Annotated in this window: 20 protein-coding genes and 3 pseudogenes; 5 read left to right on the top strand and 18 right to left on the bottom strand. The window is 71.0% G+C overall.

The genetic code is table 11. The features are described 5' to 3' along the window. Window positions 1-39: 39 nt before the first annotated feature. Window positions 40-1,044, top strand: a complete 1,005-nt coding sequence (locus QQK29_RS08400; protein WP_284299450.1) for a hypothetical protein — start codon at window positions 40-42, stop codon at window positions 1,042-1,044. A 72-nt stretch (window positions 1,045-1,116) separates the two neighbouring features. Here QQK29_RS08400 and QQK29_RS08395 read toward each other — a convergent pair whose 3' ends face one another. The 4 genes from QQK29_RS08395 to groES form a co-directional block, all read right to left on the bottom strand. Then, complete coding sequence (locus QQK29_RS08395; RefSeq protein ID WP_284299448.1) at window positions 1,117-2,466, bottom strand: ABC transporter substrate-binding protein; 1,350 nt, start codon at window positions 2,464-2,466, stop codon at window positions 1,117-1,119. A 165-nt stretch (window positions 2,467-2,631) separates the two neighbouring features. Then, window positions 2,632-3,897, bottom strand: a complete 1,266-nt coding sequence (locus QQK29_RS08390) for an ABC transporter substrate-binding protein (RefSeq protein ID WP_284299446.1) — start codon at window positions 3,895-3,897, stop codon at window positions 2,632-2,634. A 10-nt stretch (window positions 3,898-3,907) separates the two neighbouring features. Continuing rightward, the gene (rarD, locus tag QQK29_RS08385; RefSeq protein WP_284299445.1) at window positions 3,908-4,837 is read right to left on the bottom strand and encodes an EamA family transporter RarD; all 930 of its coding nucleotides are present in this window, start codon (window positions 4,835-4,837) and stop codon (window positions 3,908-3,910) included. A gap of 137 nt (window positions 4,838-4,974) precedes the next feature. Further along, on the bottom strand, window positions 4,975-5,271 hold the full coding sequence (gene groES, locus QQK29_RS08380; RefSeq protein ID WP_284299443.1) for a co-chaperone GroES: 297 nt from the start codon (window positions 5,269-5,271) through the stop codon (window positions 4,975-4,977). Between the two features lie 209 nt (window positions 5,272-5,480). Between groES and QQK29_RS08375 the strand changes: the two are divergent. After that, window positions 5,481-6,657, top strand: a pseudogene (locus QQK29_RS08375) (THUMP-like domain-containing protein). A gap of 6 nt (window positions 6,658-6,663) precedes the next feature. Here the strand turns inward: QQK29_RS08375 and QQK29_RS08370 are convergent. The 8 genes from QQK29_RS08370 to glmS form a co-directional block, all read right to left on the bottom strand. Next, on the bottom strand, window positions 6,664-7,224 hold the full coding sequence (locus QQK29_RS08370) for a DUF4190 domain-containing protein (protein WP_284299441.1): 561 nt from the start codon (window positions 7,222-7,224) through the stop codon (window positions 6,664-6,666). 79 nt (window positions 7,225-7,303) lie between these two features. Beyond that, entirely contained in the window at window positions 7,304-8,161 is an 858-nt protein-coding gene (locus QQK29_RS08365; RefSeq protein ID WP_284299439.1) for a DUF4190 domain-containing protein, read from the bottom strand. An 87-nt stretch (window positions 8,162-8,248) separates the two neighbouring features. Beyond that, window positions 8,249-9,811 carry a tRNA (adenosine(37)-N6)-threonylcarbamoyltransferase complex transferase subunit TsaD gene (gene tsaD / locus QQK29_RS08360; RefSeq protein ID WP_284299437.1) on the bottom strand — a complete coding sequence of 521 codons (1,563 nt, stop codon included), beginning with the start codon at window positions 9,809-9,811 and terminating at the stop codon, window positions 8,249-8,251. After that, window positions 9,808-10,419, bottom strand: coding sequence for a tRNA (adenosine(37)-N6)-threonylcarbamoyltransferase complex dimerization subunit type 1 TsaB (tsaB, locus tag QQK29_RS08355; protein WP_284299435.1), 612 nt, complete (start codon window positions 10,417-10,419; stop codon window positions 9,808-9,810). Before tsaB ends, tsaD begins: the two co-directional genes overlap by 4 nt. 124 nt (window positions 10,420-10,543) lie before the next feature. After that, window positions 10,544-10,993 carry a tRNA (adenosine(37)-N6)-threonylcarbamoyltransferase complex ATPase subunit type 1 TsaE gene (tsaE, locus tag QQK29_RS08350; protein WP_431308670.1) on the bottom strand — a complete coding sequence of 150 codons (450 nt, stop codon included), beginning with the start codon at window positions 10,991-10,993 and terminating at the stop codon, window positions 10,544-10,546. Continuing rightward, window positions 10,990-12,075 (bottom strand): alanine racemase, encoded by a 1,086-nt coding sequence (gene alr, locus QQK29_RS08345; RefSeq protein ID WP_284299433.1) that lies wholly within the window; start codon window positions 12,073-12,075, stop codon window positions 10,990-10,992. Before alr ends, tsaE begins: the two co-directional genes overlap by 4 nt. Continuing rightward, window positions 12,072-12,428, bottom strand: a complete 357-nt coding sequence (locus tag QQK29_RS08340; protein ID WP_284299431.1) for a holo-ACP synthase — start codon at window positions 12,426-12,428, stop codon at window positions 12,072-12,074. The genes alr and QQK29_RS08340 overlap by 4 nt, the downstream gene beginning before the upstream one ends. A gap of 2 nt (window positions 12,429-12,430) precedes the next feature. Then, window positions 12,431-14,281, bottom strand: coding sequence for a glutamine--fructose-6-phosphate transaminase (isomerizing) (glmS, locus tag QQK29_RS08335; RefSeq protein WP_284299429.1), 1,851 nt, complete (start codon window positions 14,279-14,281; stop codon window positions 12,431-12,433). 106 nt (window positions 14,282-14,387) lie between these two features. Here glmS and coaA point away from each other — a divergent pair. Next, window positions 14,388-15,286: pseudogene (gene coaA, locus QQK29_RS08330) on the top strand (type I pantothenate kinase). Window positions 15,287-15,368: 82 nt separating this feature from the next. Here coaA and QQK29_RS08325 read toward each other — a convergent pair. The 5 genes and pseudogenes from QQK29_RS08325 to QQK29_RS08305 form a co-directional block, all read right to left on the bottom strand. Next, complete coding sequence (locus QQK29_RS08325) at window positions 15,369-15,809, bottom strand: nitroreductase family deazaflavin-dependent oxidoreductase (protein ID WP_284299427.1); 441 nt, start codon at window positions 15,807-15,809, stop codon at window positions 15,369-15,371. A gap of 182 nt (window positions 15,810-15,991) precedes the next feature. Continuing rightward, the gene (gene glmM / locus QQK29_RS08320; RefSeq protein ID WP_284299425.1) at window positions 15,992-17,359 is read right to left on the bottom strand and encodes a phosphoglucosamine mutase; all 1,368 of its coding nucleotides are present in this window, start codon (window positions 17,357-17,359) and stop codon (window positions 15,992-15,994) included. Window positions 17,360-17,380: 21 nt separating this feature from the next. After that, a complete protein-coding gene (rpsI, locus tag QQK29_RS08315; protein WP_284299423.1) occupies window positions 17,381-17,869 on the bottom strand; it encodes a 30S ribosomal protein S9 in 489 nt (162 codons plus the stop codon). A 29-nt stretch (window positions 17,870-17,898) separates the two neighbouring features. After that, a complete protein-coding gene (gene rplM, locus QQK29_RS08310; protein WP_284299421.1) occupies window positions 17,899-18,345 on the bottom strand; it encodes a 50S ribosomal protein L13 in 447 nt (148 codons plus the stop codon). A gap of 133 nt (window positions 18,346-18,478) precedes the next feature. Then, window positions 18,479-19,384: pseudogene (locus QQK29_RS08305) on the bottom strand (tRNA pseudouridine synthase A). A gap of 29 nt (window positions 19,385-19,413) precedes the next feature. Between QQK29_RS08305 and QQK29_RS08300 the strand changes: the two are divergent. After that, on the top strand, window positions 19,414-19,812 hold the full coding sequence (locus QQK29_RS08300; protein WP_284299418.1) for an acyltransferase family protein: 399 nt from the start codon (window positions 19,414-19,416) through the stop codon (window positions 19,810-19,812). After that, window positions 19,754-20,776, top strand: a complete 1,023-nt coding sequence (locus QQK29_RS08295) for an acyltransferase family protein (protein ID WP_284301930.1) — start codon at window positions 19,754-19,756, stop codon at window positions 20,774-20,776. The genes QQK29_RS08300 and QQK29_RS08295 overlap by 59 nt, the downstream gene beginning before the upstream one ends. A gap of 655 nt (window positions 20,777-21,431) precedes the next feature. Here the strand turns inward: QQK29_RS08295 and rplQ are convergent. Beyond that, on the bottom strand, window positions 21,432-21,977 hold the full coding sequence (gene rplQ, locus QQK29_RS08290) for a 50S ribosomal protein L17 (protein WP_284299416.1): 546 nt from the start codon (window positions 21,975-21,977) through the stop codon (window positions 21,432-21,434). Between the last annotated feature and the right edge of the window lie 12 nt (window positions 21,978-21,989).

The raw sequence follows: 21,989 nt of genomic DNA, 5'->3' as shown, positions 1-21,989 counted from the left end.
GTGGACAACTACTCGGCAGGGGCATGTTGAGTTCCCGACGTGGTCGTCTGGGGCATGCCCAGGTCACCTGGCGAGCTGCCCGCCGCGCTTGACGACAGCTTCTCCTACTCGCTCGCGCGGCAAGCCGGCGTGAGTGCACGGCGCCTGCGGGCGCGCGACCTGGATGCGCCCTTCTACGGCGTACGTCGACGAAGGGCCGATGCGCCACCCGGGCGTGCAGATGACGCACCGCTCGCGCGGGACCGCGCGATGCGGGCGCGCGTTATTCGAGACGCACGTTCCTATGCCGCGGTGATGTCGCCGGGCGCGTTCTTCGCCGGCCGCACCGCGGCCGTTCTGCTCGGCCTCCCTGCGCCTCATGGCGCCGAACTCGAGGTGGGAGTGTTCGCCCCGCGGCGGGCACCGCGAGGTCGCGGGATCCGCGGGCGAGCACTGAATGCCGCGTATGTCGACGTCCAGGTGCGCGACGACCTGCGAGTGGCGAGCCCGGCGTCCGCGTGGACGATGCTCGGCAGCGAAATGAGCGAACGGGACCTCGTGCGACTCGGGGACGCGATCGTGCGTGTTCCCCGCGACGACCGCGGCGTCCCTCGCCCCGAATGGCGCCTCGCAACGCTCGATGAACTCCGCGCCGCCGTCGACATCGGGCGCCGTCCGGGAACCGCGCGCCTCCGCAGAGCCCTGGCCCGCGTCCGAGTAGGCAGTATGTCGCCGCTGGAGACGGACGTGCGCCTCAACGCCGAGGACGCGGGCCTGCCGGAACCGGAGCTCGACGTGGAGATCCGGAGTGTTGGGGGCCGACTCCGCGGCATCGCCGATATGAGGTACCCGCGATTTCGCGTACTGATCGAAGTCGAGGGCGACCATCACCGCACCGACAGGCGTCAGTGGGCACGAGACATCGAGAAGCAGGCGGCATACGCGGCTGAAGGCTACGAGACCGTGCGCCTCACAGGCATTCAGGTCCGGCAGCATCCGGAGCGGGGCGTGACCCTCGTGCGTGACGCCCTCCTTCGCGGCGGCTGGGTGCCAGGATCGCGCTGAGTCGGACAACCACCCCGCACAAACGAAGCGGCCCCGGTCCGAAGACCGGGGCCGCGACGTGCTGTGTGTGGATCAGCCCACGTTCAGGAACGAGTAGTTGTTGTCGCTCCCGTACTGGAAGACGCCGATCGACGCCTCCGTGGGGTCGCCGACCTCGTTGAACGTGATCGGGCCCGACACACCGTCGTAGTCGGCGACGCCGCCTCCGATGATGATGTCGGCGCACTCGGCGTACGTGGTGCACTTGGTGCCGTCACCGGAACCACCCGACACCTGCTGCAGGTGCGCCGCCACGTCGGGACCAGCCGTCGAGCCGGCCTCGAGGGCCGCCAGGGCGAGCAGGATCACGGCGTCGAACGACTCGGGTCCGTAGGTGAAGTCCTTGAGCTCCTCGTTGCCGGCACCCGTCCAGAAGGCCTGGAGGCTGTCGCGGAACTCGGCGATCGACGCGGGGTCGACTGCCGGGTAGGTGCCCTTGGCGCCCTCGAGCGTGCCCGGGTCGAACTCGTCACCGAAGTTCGCCAGGTTGCCGTCGACGAGGTACATCTTGTCGGCGGGGAAGTCGGCTCCGAGCAGCTCCGGGATGATCGTCTTGACCTCTTCGAAGGTGATCAGGGCGATGGCGTCGGGGTCGGCGGCGAGCACGTCCTCCACCTGCGACGAGAAGTTCGTGTCGCCGGTGTTGTAGAGCGCAGCCGAGACGACCGAGCCACCCGCCGACTCGAACGCAGCCTTGGCGAAGCAGGCGAGGCCCGTTCCGTAGGAGTCGTTGAGGATCAGCATGCCGAGGGTCTCAGCGCCGTCCGCAGCGATGAGGTTGCCGAGCACCTCGCCCTGCAGCACGTCGGAGGGGGCGGTGCGCCAGTACAGGCCGTTGTCCTCGTAGCCGGTGAAGGCAGCCGAGGTGTTCGCGGGCGAGAACTGGATGGCGCCCGCTGCGATCACCTGGTCGATGAACTGCAGCGAGACACCGGACGACGCGGCGCCGACGACGGCGGTGGCGCCCTCGCCGAGGACGCGCGGGATCTCCGTCTCGTAGGCCTTGTTGTCGGTGTCACCCGAGTCGCCCTGGATGAGGTCGATCGTGATGCCCTTGTTCGCCTCGTTCACGACGGATGCCGCGTACTCGGTGGCTGCGATCTCGGGCGGTCCGAGGAACGCGAGGTTTCCGGTCGCGGGCAGGGCCGTACCGATCTTGTAGGTCAGGCCGCTCGCGGGACCGGTCGACGTCGACGAATACGTCGGCGTGTACGACGCGGGCGCCGCCTCGTCGCAGTCGATCGGGAAGTCGAAGGCGTCGGCCTCCGGGTCGGATTCGGTTCCTCCGCCCGTCGAACAGCCGGCGAGGACGAGTGCGCCCGCGCTGACCAGGGCGACAGCGCCCAGGATGCTCGCGCGGCGTGAACGCGTGAAGACGCTCATTGTGCTCCTTGTTGGTTCCGTGGGGCGGCCTACCGGCCTCCCCGGTTGCTCAAACTTACTTGCCACCCGGTGTCACCGGTGTTGCGATGTGTTAACGGTCTGTAAAGCGACCGAATCGTTACATTTGACGCCCCGAGACCACTGCATCCGCACCGCCGCGACGATTCAGCCCTCGGTCGTCGCCGTTCGCGCGGCCTTGTTCTCGCCGTTGTAGGTGAGCACGTCGTACCGCGCCCGCGTGGGATCCCCCGCGGCGTCGAAGCGCAGCGGCCCCACGACACCCTCGTAGGCGATGTCGGGCTCGGTGCTCAGCACGTCGGCGCATTCGCCGAAGCTCGAGCAGCGGATGCCTTCCTGCGTCACAGCGCCGAGCTTCCACGCGATCGACGCCCCGCCGTCGTCGTGCGCGAGGATCGCGGCGAGGGCCGCGATGACCGTCGCGTCGTAGGCCTCGGCCGCATAGCGCACGTCGCCGAGTCCGGGGTCCTCGACCTTGAGCTTCGCGATGAAGGCGTCATCGGGCCGGCCACCTTCGAGAACGCCGTTGACATCCTTCAGGGTGCCCGCCGGCAGCGCCTGCGAGTAGTCGGCGAGGTTCTGGCTCGTGAGCCACAGCTTCGTGCCGCCGTAACCGGCCTTCACGAGCGCCGTGATGAGGGCCTTGGTGACGTCGCCGTTGTCGGGGGTGGCGAGCACGACGGCATCCGGCTTCGCGGTGGTGACCTTCGAGACCGCGGATGCGACCGCCGCGGCATCGGCGACCGTTGCGGTCACGACGAGCTCGCCCCCGTTCGCGCTCAGCGACTCGGTGAGGGTGGGGGTGATCGAGCCCGAGACGTCGTCGGTGCCGACGACAAGGGCGACCTCGGCAGCCTTCTGGGCCGTCAGGAGCTCGCCGAGCGCGACACCCTGCAGCGGGTAGGCCGGGACGGTGCGGGCGAAGAAGCCTTCGGCATCCGTCCCCACTCCCGGATAGGTGGCGGCGGGCGAGATGAGGGGGATGCCGGCCTCGATCGCGCGAGGCAGCAGGCGCTCCGCAAGCACCGAGGAGCTCGGTCCGATGATGACGTCGACGCCCTTCTCGACGAGCGCGGCGAACGACTCCTCCGCCTTCTCGGTCGTCGCGTCACCGGAGTCGCGGTTGACCACCTCGACCGGTGCGCCGTCGAATCCACCCGCGGCGTTGATCTCGCGCACGGCGGCGTTCACGCCCGCGACCTGCGCGGCCCCGAGGAACGAGGTGGCACCCGTCGTGGGGAACAGGGTGCCGATGCGCAGCACGCCGTCACCGCTCGGCGCGACGGTCTTCTCGGGGTGGGCGTGGGCACCGGCATCGGGGCGGCGGTGCAGCCGGCGAGCACGGCGGCGAGGGCGAGCGCGGATGCCGCAGTCAGCAGGGCGGGACGGCGTCGACGTGGCACGCGGCGACACTATCGCGCGCTCACGCCACGGGAAGGGAGGCGCGGCGACCGGCGCGGGCGGCCCGGATCATGTCGATCGTGAGCAGCACGAGCGCGAGCCAGACGAGACAGAAGCCGATCCAGCGACCTGTGGGCATCGGCTCGTGCAGCAGGAAGACGCCCGTCAGGAACTGCAGCACGGGCGTCAGGTACTGCGTGAGGCCGAGCGCGACGAGGGGCAGACGCCGGGCGGCGGCTGCGAACAGCAGCAGCGGCACGGCCGTGACGACACCCGTGGCGATCATGAGTGCGAGGTGCACGGGGCCCAGGCTGCCGAACGACAACCCGACCACGGCACCCGTGACGGCGAGCTGCACGACCGCGACCGGCGCGAGCCACGCGGTCTCGAGGGTGAGCCCCGAGACGGCGTCGACCTGGGCGCCGACCCGCTTCTTGATGAAGCCGTAGAAGCCGAAGGAGAGCGCGAGCGTGAGGGCGATCCACGGGAAGGCGCCGTACCCGATCGCGATCACGAGGATCGCGACGACCGACACCCCGACCGCGATCCACTGCAGCGGCCTCAACCGTTCGCGCAGCAGCACGACACCGAGGGCGACCGTGATGACGGGGTTGATGAAGTATCCGAGCGAGCCCTCCACGACGTGGCCGGTCAGCGCCGCGATCACGAACACCTGCCAGTTCACGTAGATGAGCGCGCCCGCGAGCGCCATGGTGAACAGCACCCGCGGCTGGCGGGAGAGACCGAAGAGGCCGCGCCACCCGCGCGTGACGGTGAGCAGCACGGCGCAGAACACGAGCGACATGAGCACGCGGAAGGCCACGATCTCCCACGCGCTCGCGGGTTCCAGCAGCAGGAAGAAGCCCGGAAGGAAGCCCCAGAGTACGTACGCCCCGATCGCGAAGACGAGGCCGGTGCCGCCGCCGCGTCGTCGGGTCGGCTCGGCACTCATCACTCGAGGCTAGTGGGCGCGAATGCACCGAGAAGACGAGAAAGGCCCCGATGGCAGAGCCATGGGGCCTTTCGGCAGGATGTCGCGGAGGCGGCATCCGGACGCCCTGCGCTGCGGTGACCACAGCGCGAGACGACTCAGCGGACGACGACCGCCAGCACGTCGCGAGCGGAGAGCACGAGGAACTCGTCGCCACCGAACTTGACCTCGGTGCCGCCGTACTTGGAGTAGAGCACCTTGTCGCCCACGGCGACATCGAGCGGAACGCGGTTGCCGTTGTCGTCGATGCGGCCGGGACCCACGGCGATGACCTCGCCCTCCTGCGGCTTCTCCTTGGCGGTGTCCGGAATGACCAGACCCGACGCGGTGACCTGCTCGGCTTCGACCTGCTTGATGACGATGCGATCCTCGAGCGGCTTGATGGAGACCGACACGTGTGACCTCTTTCTGAAGACTCAGGGTTTGGCACACTCACTTCGAGAGTGCCAGAACAACTATAGGGCGTGAGTTAGCACTCATTCAATCCGACTGCCAGTTACCCGCCCGGATGTGACGGCAAACGCTGCAGCGGTTGGCCTCCCGCGCCAGTGATGACGGGCGCGCGGGGCACGACGCTACAGCGTTTGGCAACTAGCGTGAGGGCATGACGCCCGAGGAGTTGCGCGCCCTGTTGACCCCGGAGGGTCTGCGGCTGCTCGACGAGGTGGGTGCGGTGACGGCCGATGCGGATGTCGTGCGCATCGTGTCGCGGTTGCGGGCGGCGGGCCACTCCCCGCCCTCGTCGCTGCGGTGCTCACTCAGGCACGCCTGCGCACCCGAGCGCGATCGCGGTTCCACGAGTTCGCCGACCGCATGCTGTTCACCCCCGACGGACTCGAGCAGGCGACGCGCCTGCAGGTCGCCGCGCAGCACGCGGGCCGCTTCGCGCGGGCCGGCATGACATCCGTCGCCGACCTGGGTTGCGGTATCGGAGCGGATGCGCTCGCCTTCGCGAGCCTCGGCCTGCGCGTCGTCGCCGTCGAACGCGACGAGGTGACGGCGGCGATCGCGGCCTACAACCTCGCACCCTTCCCGGAGGCGCGGGTGGTGAACGGCGACGCACTCGAGGCGGAACCCGCGGATGTCGACGCGCTCTGGTTCGATCCCGCCCGGCGCGCAGGGGGTCGCCGCCACGCGGACCCCGCCGACTGGTCGCCACCGCTGGATGCCGTGTTCGCGCGGGCCGCCGAGCGCCCCACGGGCGTCAAGCTCGGCCCTGCGCTCGACCACGCGCTGCTGCCCGAGGGGTCGAGGCGCAGTGGGTCTCGGTGGACCGCGAGGTCGTCGAGCTCGTGGTGTGGACGGGGGCGCTCGCGCGCGCCGGCGTGGGCCGCGCAGCACTGCTGCTCACGGGCGCGGGAGCGACGGAGCTGACGGGAGCCGAGGCCGCGCCGGATGCCCCGGTCGGCGCGCTGGGCGAGTACCTGCTCGAACCCGACGGCGCCGTCATCCGTGCCCGCCTCATCGGGGAACTCGCGCGGCGCGTCGACGGACGCATGCTCGACCCCACGATCGCCTGGATCACCTGCGACGCGCCGCCCCAGACACCTTTCGGTCAGGTCTTCCGCGTGCGCGAGGAACTGCCGTTCGATGAGCGACGTCTGAAGTCGGCGCTGCGCGAGCGCGGCATCGGCACGCTCGAGATCAAGAAGCGAGGCGTGGACGTCGACCCCGCGAAGCTGCGCACACGGCTCTCGCTCCGCGGCTCCGATGTCGCGACCCTCGTATTGACCCGCCTCGCGGGCCGACGCACCGCCCTGCTCGTCGACCGCGTGGGCTGAGCCGGCTCAGTAGTAGGTGTAGCTCGAGAAGGCGAGCGTCCACAGCAGCAGCGACAGCAGGGCGATGCCGATGCCGACGAAGCCCAGGATGACGCCGGTGAGCCACAGACCCTTCGGGGCGAACGGCTCCTTGGCCTTGCCGAGGAAACCGAGCACGACCGCCGCCGCCGGAATGAACAGCTGCAGCACCCCGCCGATGAAGGGGATGAACACGATCGCGAAGCCGACGATGCCGATGATGCCGGCGACGAGCGAGATGATGCTCAACACGGGGCTCTTGCCGCCGGTGCTCGCCGCGGGTGCCGCGGCAGCGGCGGGAGCCGCGTAGGGGTTCGCCGCAGGCGCGGCGGGCGCGGCCGGGGCTTCCGGCGCGACCGGGGCGACGTAGGGCGTCGCGCTCGGGGCCTCGGTCTGCGCCACGTGCAGCGGGTCGGATGCGACGGCAGGCGACGCGGGCTCGGCGGCGGCCGGCTCGGGCACGATGGGCGTCTCCGGGGCGGGGGTCTCGGGGGCGGAGGTCTGGGGTGCGGGTTCCTCAGGCGTGGCGGGAGTCGTGGGATCGGACATGAGGAGCTCCTTCAACGTTCGGACTCGCCCATGCTCGCAGCGCCTCCGGGGAGTGTCAACGCATCCGGGAAGGGATTCGCTAGCTCCAGGCAGTGAAGAACGAGAGGAGGAGCCCGAAATAGGCGATCGTAAAGAGCAACAGGATGCCGCCCAGGACATATCCGGTGATGAGTCCCCCGAGCGCGAGACCCCGGCCCGCCTCGCCGCGCTGAGCGATCTGCTTGAGGGCGATGTGGCCGAGCACGACTCCGACCACGGCGGCGAGCACGCCGACGAGCAGCGATCCGAGCGACACGATGAGCGACGCGATTGCGAGGGAGTTGGTGCGCGCGGTGTAGACGTACGCCTGACCCGCGGTCGTGTACGGCGTGAGCAGCTGCGGCGGCGGTGTCGTGGGCACGGCCTGGTAGGCGGGCGTGTTCGCGGGCGAACCGCCCTGCGCGACGTACGGCGCCTGTTGCACATACGGGGCCTGCTGCGCATACGGCGCCTGCTCCGCGTAGGGCGCCTGCTCCGCGTAGGGCGCCTGCTGCGCATAGGGCGCCTGCTGCGCATAGGGCGCCTGTTGCGCATAGGGCGCCTGCTGCACGTACTCGGGCTGCGCCGCGTACGGGTTCGGCGCGGCGTAGGGGTTCTGAGTCGCGTACGGGTTCGGCGCTGCGTAGGGGTTCTGCACCGCGTAGGCGTTCTGCCCGGCGTAGGGGTCGCTCGCCACGTAGGGCGCGACCGGTGTGTACTCGTTCGGGGCGACGTAGTTCTCGTCGACGGCGACGGGTGCATCGACGACCGACGCATCCGCGACCGGCGCGTCGGCAGAGGGCGCGTCGGCAGAGGGCGCGTCGGCAGAGGGCGCGTCGGCAGAGGGTGCCGCGGGGCCGGCGTCGTCGGATGCGGTGGGCTCGGGCGCGTCGCCGTGCTGGTTCCCGGTGTCGGGCATGTTTCTCCTCGGTGTCTCCGCCATGCTGGCAGCCGCGACCGACGGGCGGCAACCCGCCCGTTCGGGGAGGGCGGCATCCGCGAACGCCTACGCCTGGATGACGGTGACCGGCAGCGTCGAGTCGGCGCCCACATCGAGTCTGGACGGCGGATGTCCGGCCGCGATGAGCTGGGCGGCGAGCGACGCGATCATGGCCCCGTTGTCGGTGCACAGCCGCAACGGCGGGATGCGCAGGGCGACGCCCGCGGCAGCGCATCGCTCGACGGCCGCATCCCGCAGCCGACGGTTGGCGACGACCCCACCGCCGAGGAGGAGACGCGGAACGCCGAGGTCGCGGCACGCGGCGAGCGCCTTGGTGAGCAGCACGTCGACGACGGCCTCGCGGAAGCTCGCCGCGACATCCGCGACGGGAACCGACTCTCCCGCGGCCTGCGCCGCCTCCACGTGGCGGGCGACGGCCGTCTTGAGCCCCGAGAACGAGAAGTCGTAGCGGTGGCGCTCGAGATCTTTGGCCGCCGTGAGTCCCCGCGGGAACCGGATGGCGTGCGGGTCTCCGTCGGCGGCCACCCGGTCGATCTCGGGGCCCCCGGGGTAGGGCAACCCGAGCAGTCGCGCCACCTTGTCGAAGGCCTCGCCCGCGGCGTCGTCGATCGTCTCGCCGAGCAGTTCGACATCCGAGGTGAGGTCGCGCACGAGCAGCAGCGAGGTGTGCCCGCCCGAGACGAGCAGCGCGACGGTCGGCAGCTCGAGGCCGCCGTCGCCCACGAGCGGCTCGTGGTTGAGCACGTCGGCTCCGACGTGACCCACGAGGTGGTTGACCGCATAGAAGGGTGCACCCGTGGCGATCGCGAGCGCCTTCGCCGCACCCACGCCGACCATGAGGGCGCCGGCGAGGCCCGGGCCGCTCGTGACGGCCACGGCGTCGAGCTCGTCGAGGGCGACACCCGCCTCCTGCAGCGCCTGCTCGATCGCCGGAGCGAGAGCCTCGAGGTGCGCGCGCGCCGCGATCTCGGGCACGACGCCGCCGTAGCGGGCGTGCTCGTCCATCGAGCTCGCGATGACGTTGGCGAGCATCTCGTCGCCGCGCACGATGCCGATGCCGGTCTCGTCGCAGCTCGTCTCGATGCCCAGCACAAGCGGGCGACGGGGCCCAGAATCGTGCAAGTTGGCCGATTCCGGGGCCTCGTTTCGACCACCTGGCACGATTCTGCGCATCACGACCGCATCGACGCCGTCGGGTTGGTAGTAGGCGGGGCGCACCGCGATGCGCTCGAAGCCGCGGCTCGCGTAGAGCGCCTCGGCCACCGGGTTGTCGGCGCGCACCTCGAGGAACACCTCGCGTGCGTCGCGGGAGCGCGCCTCGGCGAGCAGCGCGTCGAGCAGCGCCGCCCCGATCCCACGGCGGCGAGCGGATGCGGCGACCGCGATCGTCTGGATGTCGCCCTGGCCGCTGCCACGAGGGGCGAGGAGGCCCGCGTAACCGAGCACGGCATCCGCGTCGTCGACGGCCACGAGGTAGTGCGTGTGCTCGCCCGCGAGCTCGATGGCGAGCATGTCGCGCGACCATGCGTCGCTCGGGAACGTGGCGTGTTCGAGGGCGTCGATCGCGTCGAGATCGGATGCGGCGGCCGGCCGGAGCGTCCAGCTCACGGGGTGACCTTCTTCGGCGCGGCGAGCGTCACGTCGGGCGCCCTGAGATACACGGGCGCGCTCGGGCCGGGCGGGAGCCCCGCGTCGCGGCGGGCCAGGGCGAGGATGCCCAGGAGCCCCGCGTCGATCGTGGCGGCGTCGATGCGCACGTAACCGGCGACGGAGGTCACCGTGTCGAACTCCGCGACAGGCGTGAGCGCCGGCCCCTCGACCCGCACGGGCAGACCATCGGCGCCCGGGGCGGCGTACCGCGACCAGGCGAGCTCGCGGCGGCGCGCATCCGTCACCACGAGCACCCGCTCGCTGCGGCCGTAGGCGACAGCGTCATGCGACACGACGGGCAGCACCGGGCGGTCGATGCCGAGCGCGAACACCCGGGCGGCCGCGATGCCGACGCGCAGGCCCGTGAACGGGCCCGGCCCCATGCCCACCGCGACGCCCTCGAGGGCGGGAGGCGCCACATCCGCCTCGGCGAGCACCTCGGTGATGAACGTGCCGATCACCTCCGCGTGCCCCCGGGTGTCGGCGCTCGTGCGCTCGGCGAGGGTGCCGGTGCGGCCGACGACGGCGACGCTCGTTCCCGTCGAGGTGTCGATCGCGAGCAGCACCGCACCAGCCTACGGCGCGCGCGGGTGACCGAGCCGGACGAGCGCACTGCTGGGCCGCAGACGACACACCCTCGCCTCGCATGGCCTCAGAGGGTGACGCCCGCCCACCGCTCACCGTGGGACGTCAGCCGCACGTGGCGGGGTGCGTCGTCCGCCTCCGGGTCGCCGCCGACGGGGCGCTCGATGTCGAGTTCGAGCCACGCCTCGACCGCTCCGTCGAGCTTGCCCGCCCCCATTCGACGACAGTGATCGAACCCGCGAGATCGAGGTCGAGGTCCTCGACCTCTGCAGCCGAGGCGAGCCGGTAGGCGTCGACGTGCACGAGCGGGACCCCGGATGCGGTGGGATGCGTGCGAGCGAGCACGAACGTCGGGCTCGTCACGGCACCGCGGGCGCCCAGCGCGGCGCCCAGTCCGCGCGTGAGGGTGGTCTTGCCCGCGCCGAGCTCGCCGTTCAGCAGCACGAGGTCGCCGGCCCGCAGCGCGGCAGCGAGCCGCGCGCCGAGCGCCTCCATCGCATCCGCATCCGGCACCACGAGTTCGACCACGGCACCGGGCGTCAGCTCGAGACTCACACCGGCACCCGCGTGACCCGCGGCCCGACGCGCGTGACGATCTCGTAGCCGATCGTGTCGGCGGCCGCGCCCCACTCGTCGGCGCTCGGCCCGCCCTCGCCCCACACGATCACCTCGTCGCCGATGCGCACGGGAGCATCGCCCACGTCGATGATGAACTGATCCATGGCGATGCGGCCGACGACCGGGAACCGCGCGCCGCCGATCGCGACGTGCGCGCGGCTGGAGGCCTGTCGCGGGATGCCGTCGGCGTAGCCGAGGGGAATCAGGGCGAGCGTCGTCTCGGCGCCCGCGCGGTGGGTGTACCCGTAGGAGACGCCCGTGCCGGACGGCACCCGCCGGACGGCGACGACCTCGGTCGCGAGCTGCATGACGGGCCGCAGGCCCCAGGCCGGCGGGTCGATCGTGGGGTCGGGCGAGACGCCGTAGAGGGCGATGCCCACGCGCACGAGCTCGAAGCGCGACGTCGGACGCGTGAGCGCGGCGAGGCTCGAGCCGAGATGCCGCAGTTCGGGTTCGAGACCCGCGGCTCGTGCGGCGTCCACGATGCCCTCGAAGACCGCCCGCTGAGCGTCGTCGTCGGCCTCGGAGGCGCCGGAGAGGTGGCTCATGAGCCCGCGCACCCGGAGGCGACCGGCGCGCTCGAGTTCGGCGGCCCGGCCGAGCACCCCCGCGACGTCGGCGGACGCGATGCCGTTGCGGCTGAGCCCCGTGTCGAACTTGAGGTGCACGGTGGCGCTGGCCGTCGCCGCCGCCTCGAGCTGGGCCGGGGTCGACACCCCCACCTCGATGCCCGCATCGACGGCCGCGCCGAAGTCGGGCTCGGCCCCGTGCAGCCAAGCCAGCAGCGGCGCCGTGATGCCCGCCGCACGCAAGGCGAGCGCCTCATCCAGGTCGGCGACCCCGAGCCAGTCCGCCCCCGCATCGACGGCCGCGCGCGCGATGGGCAGCGCCCCGTGCCCGTAGGCGTCGGCCTTGACGACGGCCATGAGCTGCGCGGGCGCCACGGTGCGACGCAGTGTCTCGACGTTGCCGGCGAGCGCCTCGAGACGGATGCGGGCCTCGCGTCGCGGGGACGTCATCCGCGGGCCTCCGCCACGACGGTGGCCACCGCCACACCCGCATCGTGGCTCATCGACACGTGCAGGGCCGCGATGCCGCGACGCTCGAGCAGCCCGCCGAGCGGGCCGCTCACCACGAAGGAGGGGTTGCCCGTGTGGTCGGAGGCGATCACCATGTCGACCCAGTGCACGTCTTCTGCATCGCCGAGTGCCTTCACGAGGGCCTCCTTCGCCGCGAACCGCGCTGCGAGCGAGCGCAACGACAGCGAGCGTTCGCTCTCAGCGAACAGCCTGTCGCGCAATCGGGGTGTGCGCGAGACGGCGCGCTCGAACCGGGCCAGGTCGACCACGTCGACGCCCAGTCCGACGATCACGGTCACTCCACCGTGACGGACTTCGCGAGGTTGCGCGGCTGGTCGACGTCGAGGCCCTTCGCGGTCGCGAGCTCCATGCCGAAGATGTGCAGCGGCACGACCGAGAGCAGCGGCTCGAAGAACGGCTCGGCGAGCGGCACCCGCACGACCTCGTCGGCGAACGGCACCACCGCGACATCGCCCAACTCGGCGATCGCGATCACGCGTGCGCCGCGCGCGCGGATCTCCTGGATGTTCGAGACGACCTTCTTGTGCAGCGACTTCGGGTCGCGCGGGCTCGGCACCACGACGAACACGATCTGACCGGGCTCGATGAGCGCGATCGGTCCGTGCTTGAGCTCGCCCGCCGCGAAGCCCTCGGCGTGGATGTAGGCGAGCTCCTTGAGCTTGAGCGCCCCTTCGAGGGCCACCGGGTAACCCACGTGCCGGCCGAGGAACAGCACCGACTGGGTGTCGCTCATCCAGTGGGCGAGCTCGGCGATGCGACCCGACGCCGACTCGACGATCTGGCCGATCTTGGCGGGCACCGCCTCGAGTTCCGTCAGCTGCCCGGCGATCTCGGCCTCGGTGAGCGTGCCGCGCAGGGTCGCGAGGTGCAGACCGAGCAGGTAGAGCGCCGTGACCTGAGCCACGAAGGCCTTCGTCGAGGCCACCGCGACCTCCGGGCCGGCGTGCGTGTAGAGCACGGCATCCGACTCGCGCGGGATCGTGGCGCCCTGCGTGTTGCAGATCGAGAGCGTGCGGGCACCCGCCTGGCGCGCGTACCGCACCGCCATCAGGGTGTCCATGGTCTCGCCCGACTGACTCACCGACACCACGAGCGTCTTCTCGTCGATCACCGGGTCGCGATATCGGAACTCGTGCGAGAGCTCCACGTCGACGGGGATCCGTGCCCACGCCTCGATCGCGTACTTGCCGACCATGCCGGCATACGACGCCGTGCCGCAGCCCAGGATCACGACGCGGGTGACGCCTGCGAGCGCCTCCGCGACGCCGTCGAGCTCGGTGAGCGTCACGGCGCCGTCGTGCACGCGACCGAGCAGCGTGTTGGCGACCGCCTCGGGCTCCTCCGAGATCTCCTTCTTCATGAAGCTCGGCCAGCCGCCCTTCTCGGCAGCGGATGCGTCCCAGGCGACCTCGAACTCCTTCGAGTCGGCGGGCGCGCCGGCGAAGTCGATCACCTCGACGCTGTCGGGCCGGATCGTCACGATCTGGTCCTCGCCGATCTCCATGGCGCGGCGGGTGTGCTCGACGAACGCGGCGACATCCGAACCGAGGAAGTTCTCGCCCTCGCCCAGACCGATCACGAGCGGGGAGCTGCGGCGGGCGCCGACCACGACGCCGGGGGCGTCCTGGTGCACCGCGAGCAGGGTGAAGGCGCCGTCGAGCCGGGCGACGCTGCGCCTCATGGCCTCGGTCAGGTCGCCCGTCTCCCGGTAGGCGCGGCCGACGAGCAGCGCGGCCACCTCGGAATCGGTCTCGCTCTCGAACACCTCACCGGCATCCGCGAGCTCGGCCTTGAGCTCGGAGAAGTTCTCGATGATGCCGTTGTGGATGAGGGCGAGCTTGCCCCCGTCGCCGAAGTGCGGATGCGCATTGACGTCGGTGGGGCCGCCGTGCGTCGCCCAGCGGGTGTGGCCGATGCCGGTGCCGCCGTCGTGGATGGGGTTCTCGGCGAGCTCGTCGACGAGCATGCCGAGCTTGCCGGAGCGCTTGCGGGCGCCGAGCTCGCCGTCGCGCGACAGCACGGCCACGCCTGCGGAGTCGTAACCGCGGTATTCCAGCCGCTTCAGACCCCCGACGAGCACCTCGAGGCTGCTGCCCGGGCCGACGTATCCCACGATTCCGCACATGCACTCGATCCTAGATGAGCGCGACCTGACAGATGCCTGCGGCGGACTACGCTCGGGGGTGGCTGAGAACGGCGAGCGGTATGCACACGCGACCCCGTTCCTCGAGATGGACCGCGCGGCCTGGGCGGCCCTCGCCCCCACGGCCGCGCATCCGCTCAGCGAGCAGGAGCTCGTTCGGCTGCGGGGTCTCGGCGACACGCTCGACCTGCGCGAGGTGGCCGATGTCTATGTTCCGCTCAGCCGCCTGCTCAACCTCTACGCGGTGGGCGCCCGCGAACTGCACCGCTCGACCCGGGGTTCCTCGGGCAGAACGACGAGCCCACGCCGTTCGTGATCGGGGTGGCCGGATCGGTCGCGGTGGGCAAGTCGACGACCGCCCGACTGCTGCGCGAGCTGCTCGCGCGATGGGAGGACACCCCGCGCGTCGAGCTCGTCACGACCGACGGCTTCCTGCTGCCGAACGCCGAGTTGGAGCGCCGCGGCCTCATGGAGCGCAAAGGCTTCCCCGAGAGCTACGACCGGCGCGCCCTGCTGCGCTTCGTGAGCCGCGTGAAGAGCGGCGTCGAAGAGGTGCGTGCGCCGGTCTACTCGCACCTGCACTACGACATCGTCCGGGATGCCGAGATCGTCGTGCGGCGGCCCGACATCCTCATCGTCGAGGGCCTCAACGTGCTGCAGCCACCCGCCCCCGGCGCACGCCTCGCGGTGAGCGACCTCTTCGACTTCACCGTGTACGTCGACGCACGCACGGTCGACATCGAGCGCTGGTACGTCGAGCGCTTCCTCCGCCTACAGCGCGGAGCGTTCGCGGATCCCCGCTCCTATTTCCACCGCTTCGCGGCCCTCGACGAGGACGACGCCATCGCGCTCGCCCATTCGATATGGCAGAGCATCAACGGTCCGAACCTCGAGCAGAACATCGCGCCGACGCGGGCGCGTGCCTCGCTCGTGCTGCGCAAGGCGGCGGACCACACGGTCTCGAACGTGCTCATCCGCAAGATTTGACGCGCTCCCAGCGCGTCAAGATCGAGTAGCCCAGCCCTAGCGGGGCGTATCGAGATCCCGCCCGCGGCGCCCCCGGCGAGTCTCAGCCCGCCACCGGCTCCAGCACGAACACGGGGATCTCACGCTCGGTCTTCGCCTGATACCCGTCGTAATCGGGCCACACCTCGTTTGCGCGTGCCCACCACACGGCGCGCTCCTCACCGCTCACGAGCCGTGCGCGGTAGTCGCGCTTGACCGCGCCGTCCTGGAGCTCGACATCCGGGTTCGCGACGAGGTTGAAGTACCAGGACGGATGCTGCGGTGCGCCGCCCTTCGACGCCACGACCGCGTACGCCCCGTCGTGCTCGACGCGCATGAGTGCGTTCTTGCGCAGCTTGCCGCTTCGGGCGCCCACCGAGGTGAGCACGATGATGGGCTTGCCCCGCAACTCGTTCGCCTCGGCGCCGGCCGAGGCCTCGAAGGTCTCCGCCTGTGTGCGTGCCCACTCCGAGGTGCTCGGTGCGTACTCCCCTGTCAACGGCATCCTGCTGCTCCCTGTGTCTCGTTCTGCCGCGCTGACGCCCGCATCCCATGTCGAAAATGCAGGAGTCCCGACGGTCATGTCCCGTGCATCCGGGCCCCTCACGCACGACACGCCCGAGTTCTCCTGCATTTTCGACATGACGTCGGTAGGAGCAGAGGCGGTGACGCGGCGCGACGACCCGGTTACGACAACGCGAGACGCTCGCGCACGATTCCCGCGAGATCGTCCGCGATGCGCTGAGCCTCGACGGCGTCGACCGCCTCGACCATGACCCGCACGAGCGGTTCGGTTCCCGAGGGACGCAGCAGCACCCGACCGGTGTCGCCGAGCTCCGCCTCGTGACCGCGCACGGCATCCGCGATCGTCTCGTCGGATGCGAGGGCGTGGTGATCGACGCCGCGCACGTTCACGAGCACCTGCGGGTAGACCGTCATGACCGACGCGAGCTCGGCGAGGGTCTTGCCGGTGCGCGCCATCTCGGCTGCGATCTGCAGGCCCGTGAGCACGCCATCGCCGGTCGTCGCGTGCTCGCTGAAGATGATGTGCCCCGACTGCTCGCCACCGAGTGAGAGCCCGTGCTGCGTCATCGCCTCGAGCACGTAGCGGTCGCCGACCGCCGTCTGCACGATCCGGATGCCGTGCTCCTCCATCGCGACGCGCAGCCCGAGGTTGCTCATCGTGGTCACCGCGAGGGTGTCGTGGGCGAGGCGCCCGCGACGCTGCAACGAGACGGCGAGGATCGCCATGATCTGGTCGCCGTCGATGACGTTGCCCGCTCCATCCACCGCGAGGCAGCGATCGGCGTCACCGTCGTGCGCGATACCGAGGTCGGCACCCGTGAGGCGCACCGTCTCGCACAGCCGCTCGAGGTGGGTCGAGCCGACGCCGTCGTTGATGTTGAGGCCGTCGGGGTCGGCACCGATCACGGTGACCTGCGCGCCCGCATCCGCGAACACCTGCGGCGAGACCCCCGCCGCGGCACCGTGGGCCGCGTCGATCACGACCTTGAGCCCGTCGAGGCGCACGTCGAGCGTGCCGAGCAGGTGCAGCAGGTAGCGATCTTCGGCGTCGGCGAAGCGTCGGATGCGGCCCACGCCCGCCCCGGTCGGCGCGAGCTTGGGCTGGGTGAGGGCGAACTCGATGCGGTCTTCGACCTCGTCGGGCAGCTTGACGCCGCCGAGCGCGAAGAACTTGATGCCGTTGTCGGGTGCCGGGTTGTGCGACGCAGACACCATGACGCCGAAGTCGGCGTCGGCGTCGGCCACGAGGAACGCGGCGGCCGGCGTCGGGATGACCCCGGCGTCGAGCACGTCGATGCCCGAACTCGCGAGACCCGCCGAGACGGCGGCGGCGATGAACTCGCCCGACACGCGCGGGTCGCGAGCGACCACGGCGCGGGGGTGACGCCCCTCGCCACGCACGGACTCGGCGTGACGACCCTGCGTCAACACCACAGCGGCGGCCTGAGCGAGGCCGAGGGCCAGGTCGGCGGTGATCACCTCACCGTTCGCCAGCCCCCGCACCCCGTCAGTACCGAAGAGACGCGGCATGCGCGAAACCCGTGTGCGCGCTTAGCGCTTCGAGAACTGCGACGCCTTGCGGGCCTTCTTGAGACCGGCCTTCTTGCGCTCGATGACGCGGGCGTCGCGCGAGAGGAAGCCGGCCTTCTTGAGCGCGGGGCGGTTGTTCTCGCGGTCGATCTCGTTGAGCGCGCGGGCGATCGCGAGGCGCAGGGCGCCCGCCTGACCCGAGGGGCCGCCACCGGTGATCTTGGCCTTGACGTCGTAGGAGCCGAGCAGGTCGAGCACCTTGAACGGGTCGTTGATGAGCTGCTGGTGCAGCTTGTTCGGGAAGTACTCCTCGAGCGAGCGGCCGTTCACGACGAACTCGCCGCCGCCGGGAACGAGACGCACCTGCGCGATGGCCTCCTTGCGGCGGCCCACGGCAGCGCCGGGCACGTTGAGCACGGCGCGCGGGGCGCGGGGCGCCTCGTCAGCCGGGGTTTCGGTCGAGAAGGAGGTGAGAACCTCGTCCGACACGGTGTCTTCGATCTTCGCCATCAGTGATGTCCTTGGAAGTCTCTCGGCGCTTACTGCGCGACCTGGGTGAGGGTGTAGGGCTTGGGCTGCTGCGCGGCGTGCGGGTGCTCGGCGCCGGCGTACACCTTCAGCTTCTTGATCTGGGCACGACCCAGCGAGTTCTTCGGCAGCATGCCGCGGATGGCCTTCTCGACCGCGCGCGTCGGGTGCTTCTCGAGCATCTCGACGTAGGTGGTCGCGGTGAGGCCGCCCGGGTAGCCCGAGTGGCGGTACGCCTTCTTCTTCTCGAGCTTCTGGCCCGTGAGGGCCACCTTCTCGGCGTTGACGATGATCACGAAGTCGCCCATGTCCATGTGGGGAGCGAAGGTCGACTTGTGCTTGCCGCGGAGGATGGCGGCGGCGTGGCTCGCGAGGCGGCCGAGCACGATGTCGGTCGCGTCGATGACGACCCACTCGCGCTTCACATCCGCCGGCGTGGGGCTGAACGTACGCGTCATGAAATGACTCAATTCTGGTCGGTGATGTTCGTGAATCCCGCTCCGGTGTGCGTTCCGTGATCCGAGGGATGCGGAACCCGACGGTGGAGGGCCCAACTGGTCGTCCGCGCGGCGCGCAGACAACCTCAACAGACTAGTCGATGGGTGCCTCATCCGGCAAACCGCCGGCCACCCGCTTGGCCCGCGTCTGCTCCGCGCGCGCCGCGAGTTCGGCATCCGGCGGGTAGCCGACCTCGACGAGCGTCAGGCCGCGCGACGGCATGACGATGAACTCGCTGCCCCGTCGCGCCTCGTCGCGGATGCCCGCCGCACGTTCGGGAGCGAAGCGCCCCTCGCCTGCCGCGACGCACGCGCCGACGAGGGCGCGCACCATCGAATGGCAGAACGCGTCGGCGCGCACCGCGGCCACGAGCACGCCGTCGGGGTCGCGCCGCCAGCCGAAATCCTGCAAGGTGCGGATGGTGGTCGCCCCCTCCCGCGGACGGCAGTACGCCGCGAAGTCGTGCAGTCCCAGCAACCCCGGGCCGCGGCATCCATCGCGTCGAGGTCGAGGGCCGCGGGATGCCACAGCGTGAAGGCGCGCGTGCGCGGGTCGCGCAGCGCCACGGCATCCGCGATGCGGTACTCATAGCGGCGCCAGACCGCCGAGAAGCGGGCGTCGAACCCCGGCGGCGCCTCGCTCGCGCGCAGCACCTGCACATCGGCCGCCTGCCCGACGATGCCGTTGATGCGGCGGGCGAGCGACTCGGCCCCGGCAGCACCCGCACCGCGCCCCTGGGCCGCCGAGCGAGCTGCTCGAGCTGCTCGGCTGCCAGGTCGAGGTGGGCGACCTGACCGATCGCGTGCACCCCGACATCCGTACGCCCGGCGACCGTGAGCCGCGGCGGCTCGACACCGGCCCGACCGAACAGGGTCGCGAGCGCCTCCTCGAGCACCCCTGCACTGTGCGCAACCCCGGCTGACGCGCCCAGCCCGTGAAGTCGGTGCCGTCGTAGGCGAGATCGAGCCGGATGCGGGTGGTGGCTTCCGGGCTGGTCACGAAGCGAGTTTAGGCTGGGATGCGTTGCCATGACCGCTGCACCGACCGCTCCCGACGACGCGCCCGCGACCCGCCCGCTCGCCCGCGTGGCGGGACTCGACGGTCTGCGCGCGATCGCGGTCATCGTCGTGCTGCTGTTTCACCTGACGCCCGGCTTCGCGATCGGCGGCTACCTCGGCGTCGACATCTTCTTCGTCGTCTCCGGCTTCATCATCACGCGGCTGCTGCTCATCGAGCATGTCTCGACGGGTGGCATCCGACTGGGTGCGTTCTGGGTGCGGCGGGCCCGCCGTCTGCTGCCGGCGCTCGTGCTGCTGCTGCTGGTGTGCTGCACGGCCGCCCTCGCCGTGGGCGGCGACGTGCTCGTGGATCTGGGGGCCAGCTGGCCTCGTCGCTCACCTTCTCGAGCAACTGGTACTTCATCGTGACCGGCTCGGACTACTTCGCGGGCTCCGCCCCGAGCTCTTCCGCAACCTGTGGTCGCTCGCGGTCGAGGAGCAGTTCTATCTGCTCTGGCCCCTCGTGCTGCTCTTCATCGTGCTGCGGGTCTCGCGAAGCGCGCGGATCGCGTTGCTCGCGGTGGTGACGGCGGCGTCCGCGGTCGCCATGGGGCTCTTGCTCGTGCCCGGCTCGCCGACCTCGGTGTACTACGGCACGGGAACGCACGCCTTCGGACTGACGCTCGGCGCGCTGCTCGCGGTCGTGAGCCGCTGGTGGCCGACGCGCGCGCTGGAGTGGCCGCGCGCGGCCCGGCGCGGCCTGGGCATCGCGGGGATCGTGGCGCTCGCCGGCCTGCTCGCGCTCACGGTCGTCATGCCGGGCGAAGCCGACGTGAGCTATCGCGGTGGACTGTTCGCGGTCGCCGTACTCACCGCGGTGCTCATCGCCGCCTTCCTGGTGCCCGCGTCGCCGCTCGCGCGCGCGATCGACGTCGCCCCGATGCGGTGGGTCGGTGAGCGCAGCTACGGCATCTACCTGTGGCACTGGCCCGTGTTCGTCCTGTTGGCAGCCGCGTTCCCGACCTGGACTCGGGATGCGGGGCTCGCCTGGGCACTCGGCGGAGTCGCCGCGGTGATCACCTTCGGCGCGGCGGCACTGAGCTTCCGTTTCGTCGAGACGCCGATCCGGCGCGACGGCTTCCGCGCGAGCTGGCAGCGCTGGGCGGGCGGATGGCGTCGGTCGCGGCTCGCGGCGGTCGCAAGCGCCGTCGTGCTCGTGCTGGTGGCCGGCGGGATCGCGGGCACCGCGGCGGCGCTCGTGCTGCAGCCGGACTCGAGCGAGGTCGAGCAGCGCGTGCAAGCCGGACAGCAGGCGATCCGCGAGACGCCCACGCCGAGCCCGACGCCGACGCCGGATGCGACATCCGATCCCTCCGCGCCCCCGCGCAGCTGAGCGGCGACCAGATCACGGCGGTCGGCGACTCGGTCATGCTCGCCGCGGTGCCCGAGTTGCAGGCGGCCTACCCCGGCATCCAGATCGATGCGACAGTCTCTCGGCAGATGTCGACGGCTCCCGACATCCTGCGCGGCTTGCGCGACGCGGGGGCGCTGCGACCCGTCGTGATCGTCGCGCTCGGCACCAACGGCTCGGTGGGCGATGAGACGCTCGGCGCGATCCGCGACATCATCGGTCCGCAGCGTGAGCTCGTGCTCGTGACGGCGCAGGCGCCCCGCGGATGGATCCCGGGCGTCAACCAGAAGCTCGCCGCCTTCGCGTGGCAGTACCGCAATGTCGAGCTGGCGGACTGGTACACGGCGATCCAGCCGCATCTCGGCGAGCTGGCCCGAGACCAGGTGCACTTCGGGCACGTGGGCGCCACGATCTTCACCGCCACCATCACCGAGGCGCTGCAGCGCCTTGCGGCGCTGCCGCCGCTCCGTGACGAGGTCGCGAACGAGTCCCTCCCCGCCCGGTGTGATCGGACCCGCTCGTGCTCGCGTTTCGTGGCGCTTGAGTGTGAGGGGCCGGCGGGAGCTGGGGCTGGTTCCAACGCGAGAGGCCCCGCTCGGGTGAGCGGGGCCTCTCGGCGCACAGCGGATGCGGGGAGTTACTTCTCCTCGGACTCCTCGGCGGCGTCGCTCGACTCCTCGGCGGGGGTCTCGTCGGCCTTAGCCTCGACCTCCGCGGTCTCCTCCGTCGACTCCTCGGCGGGCGTCTCGGTCTCCTCGACCGGAGCAGCCTTCGGGGTCTCCACGCGCGCCGCCGACTTCTTCGACGACGCAGGCTTCTTCACGACCGGCTCGAGCACGAGCTCGATGACGGCCATCGGCGCGTTGTCGCCCTTGCGGTAACCGGTCTTCGTGATGCGGGTGTAGCCACCCTCACGCTCGGCGACGAGCGGCGCGATCTCGGTGAAGAGCTCGTGCACGACCGACTTGTCGTGGATGACCGACAGCACGCGACGACGCGCGTGCAGGTCGCCACGCTTGGCGAAGGTGATGAGGCGCTCAGCCAGGGGACGCAGGCGCTTGGCCTTCGTCTCGGTGGTCGTGATGCTCTTGTGGGTGAAGAGGGCCGCGGCGAGGTTCGCGAGCAGCAGGCGCTCGTGCGCCGGACCGCCGCCGAGACGGGGACCCTTGGTGGGCTGGGGCATGATCAGTCGTTC

The organism is Homoserinibacter gongjuensis (assembly GCF_030161875.1).
In the GTDB taxonomy this organism is placed as follows: Bacteria; Actinomycetota; Actinomycetes; order Actinomycetales; family Microbacteriaceae; genus Homoserinibacter; species Homoserinibacter gongjuensis.
Note: the sequence above shows the minus strand (reverse complement) of the source record. Positions and strands in the feature narration are given on the sequence as shown.

Coding starts and splice junctions, on each gene's coding strand:
- QQK29_RS08395 (WP_284299448.1), bottom strand. CDS start 2,466: ATGAGCGTCTTCACGCGTTCACGCCGCGCGAGCATCCTGGGCGCTGTC.
- rarD (WP_284299445.1), bottom strand. CDS start 4,837: ATGAGTGCCGAGCCGACCCGACGACGCGGCGGCGGCACCGGCCTCGTC.
- QQK29_RS08370 (WP_284299441.1), bottom strand. CDS start 7,224: ATGTCCGATCCCACGACTCCCGCCACGCCTGAGGAACCCGCACCCCAG.
- QQK29_RS08365 (WP_284299439.1), bottom strand. CDS start 8,161: ATGCCCGACACCGGGAACCAGCACGGCGACGCGCCCGAGCCCACCGCA.
- alr (WP_284299433.1), bottom strand. CDS start 12,075: ATGACGTCCCCGCGACGCGAGGCCCGCATCCGTCTCGAGGCGCTCGCC.
- glmS (WP_284299429.1), bottom strand. CDS start 14,281: ATGTGCGGAATCGTGGGATACGTCGGCCCGGGCAGCAGCCTCGAGGTG.
- QQK29_RS08325 (WP_284299427.1), bottom strand. CDS start 15,809: ATGCCGTTGACAGGGGAGTACGCACCGAGCACCTCGGAGTGGGCACGC.
- glmM (WP_284299425.1), bottom strand. CDS start 17,359: ATGCCGCGTCTCTTCGGTACTGACGGGGTGCGGGGGCTGGCGAACGGT.
- rpsI (WP_284299423.1), bottom strand. CDS start 17,869: ATGGCGAAGATCGAAGACACCGTGTCGGACGAGGTTCTCACCTCCTTC.
- rplM (WP_284299421.1), bottom strand. CDS start 18,345: ATGACGCGTACGTTCAGCCCCACGCCGGCGGATGTGAAGCGCGAGTGG.
- QQK29_RS08300 (WP_284299418.1), top strand. CDS start 19,414: ATGACCGCTGCACCGACCGCTCCCGACGACGCGCCCGCGACCCGCCCG.
- rplQ (WP_284299416.1), bottom strand. CDS start 21,977: ATGCCCCAGCCCACCAAGGGTCCCCGTCTCGGCGGCGGTCCGGCGCAC.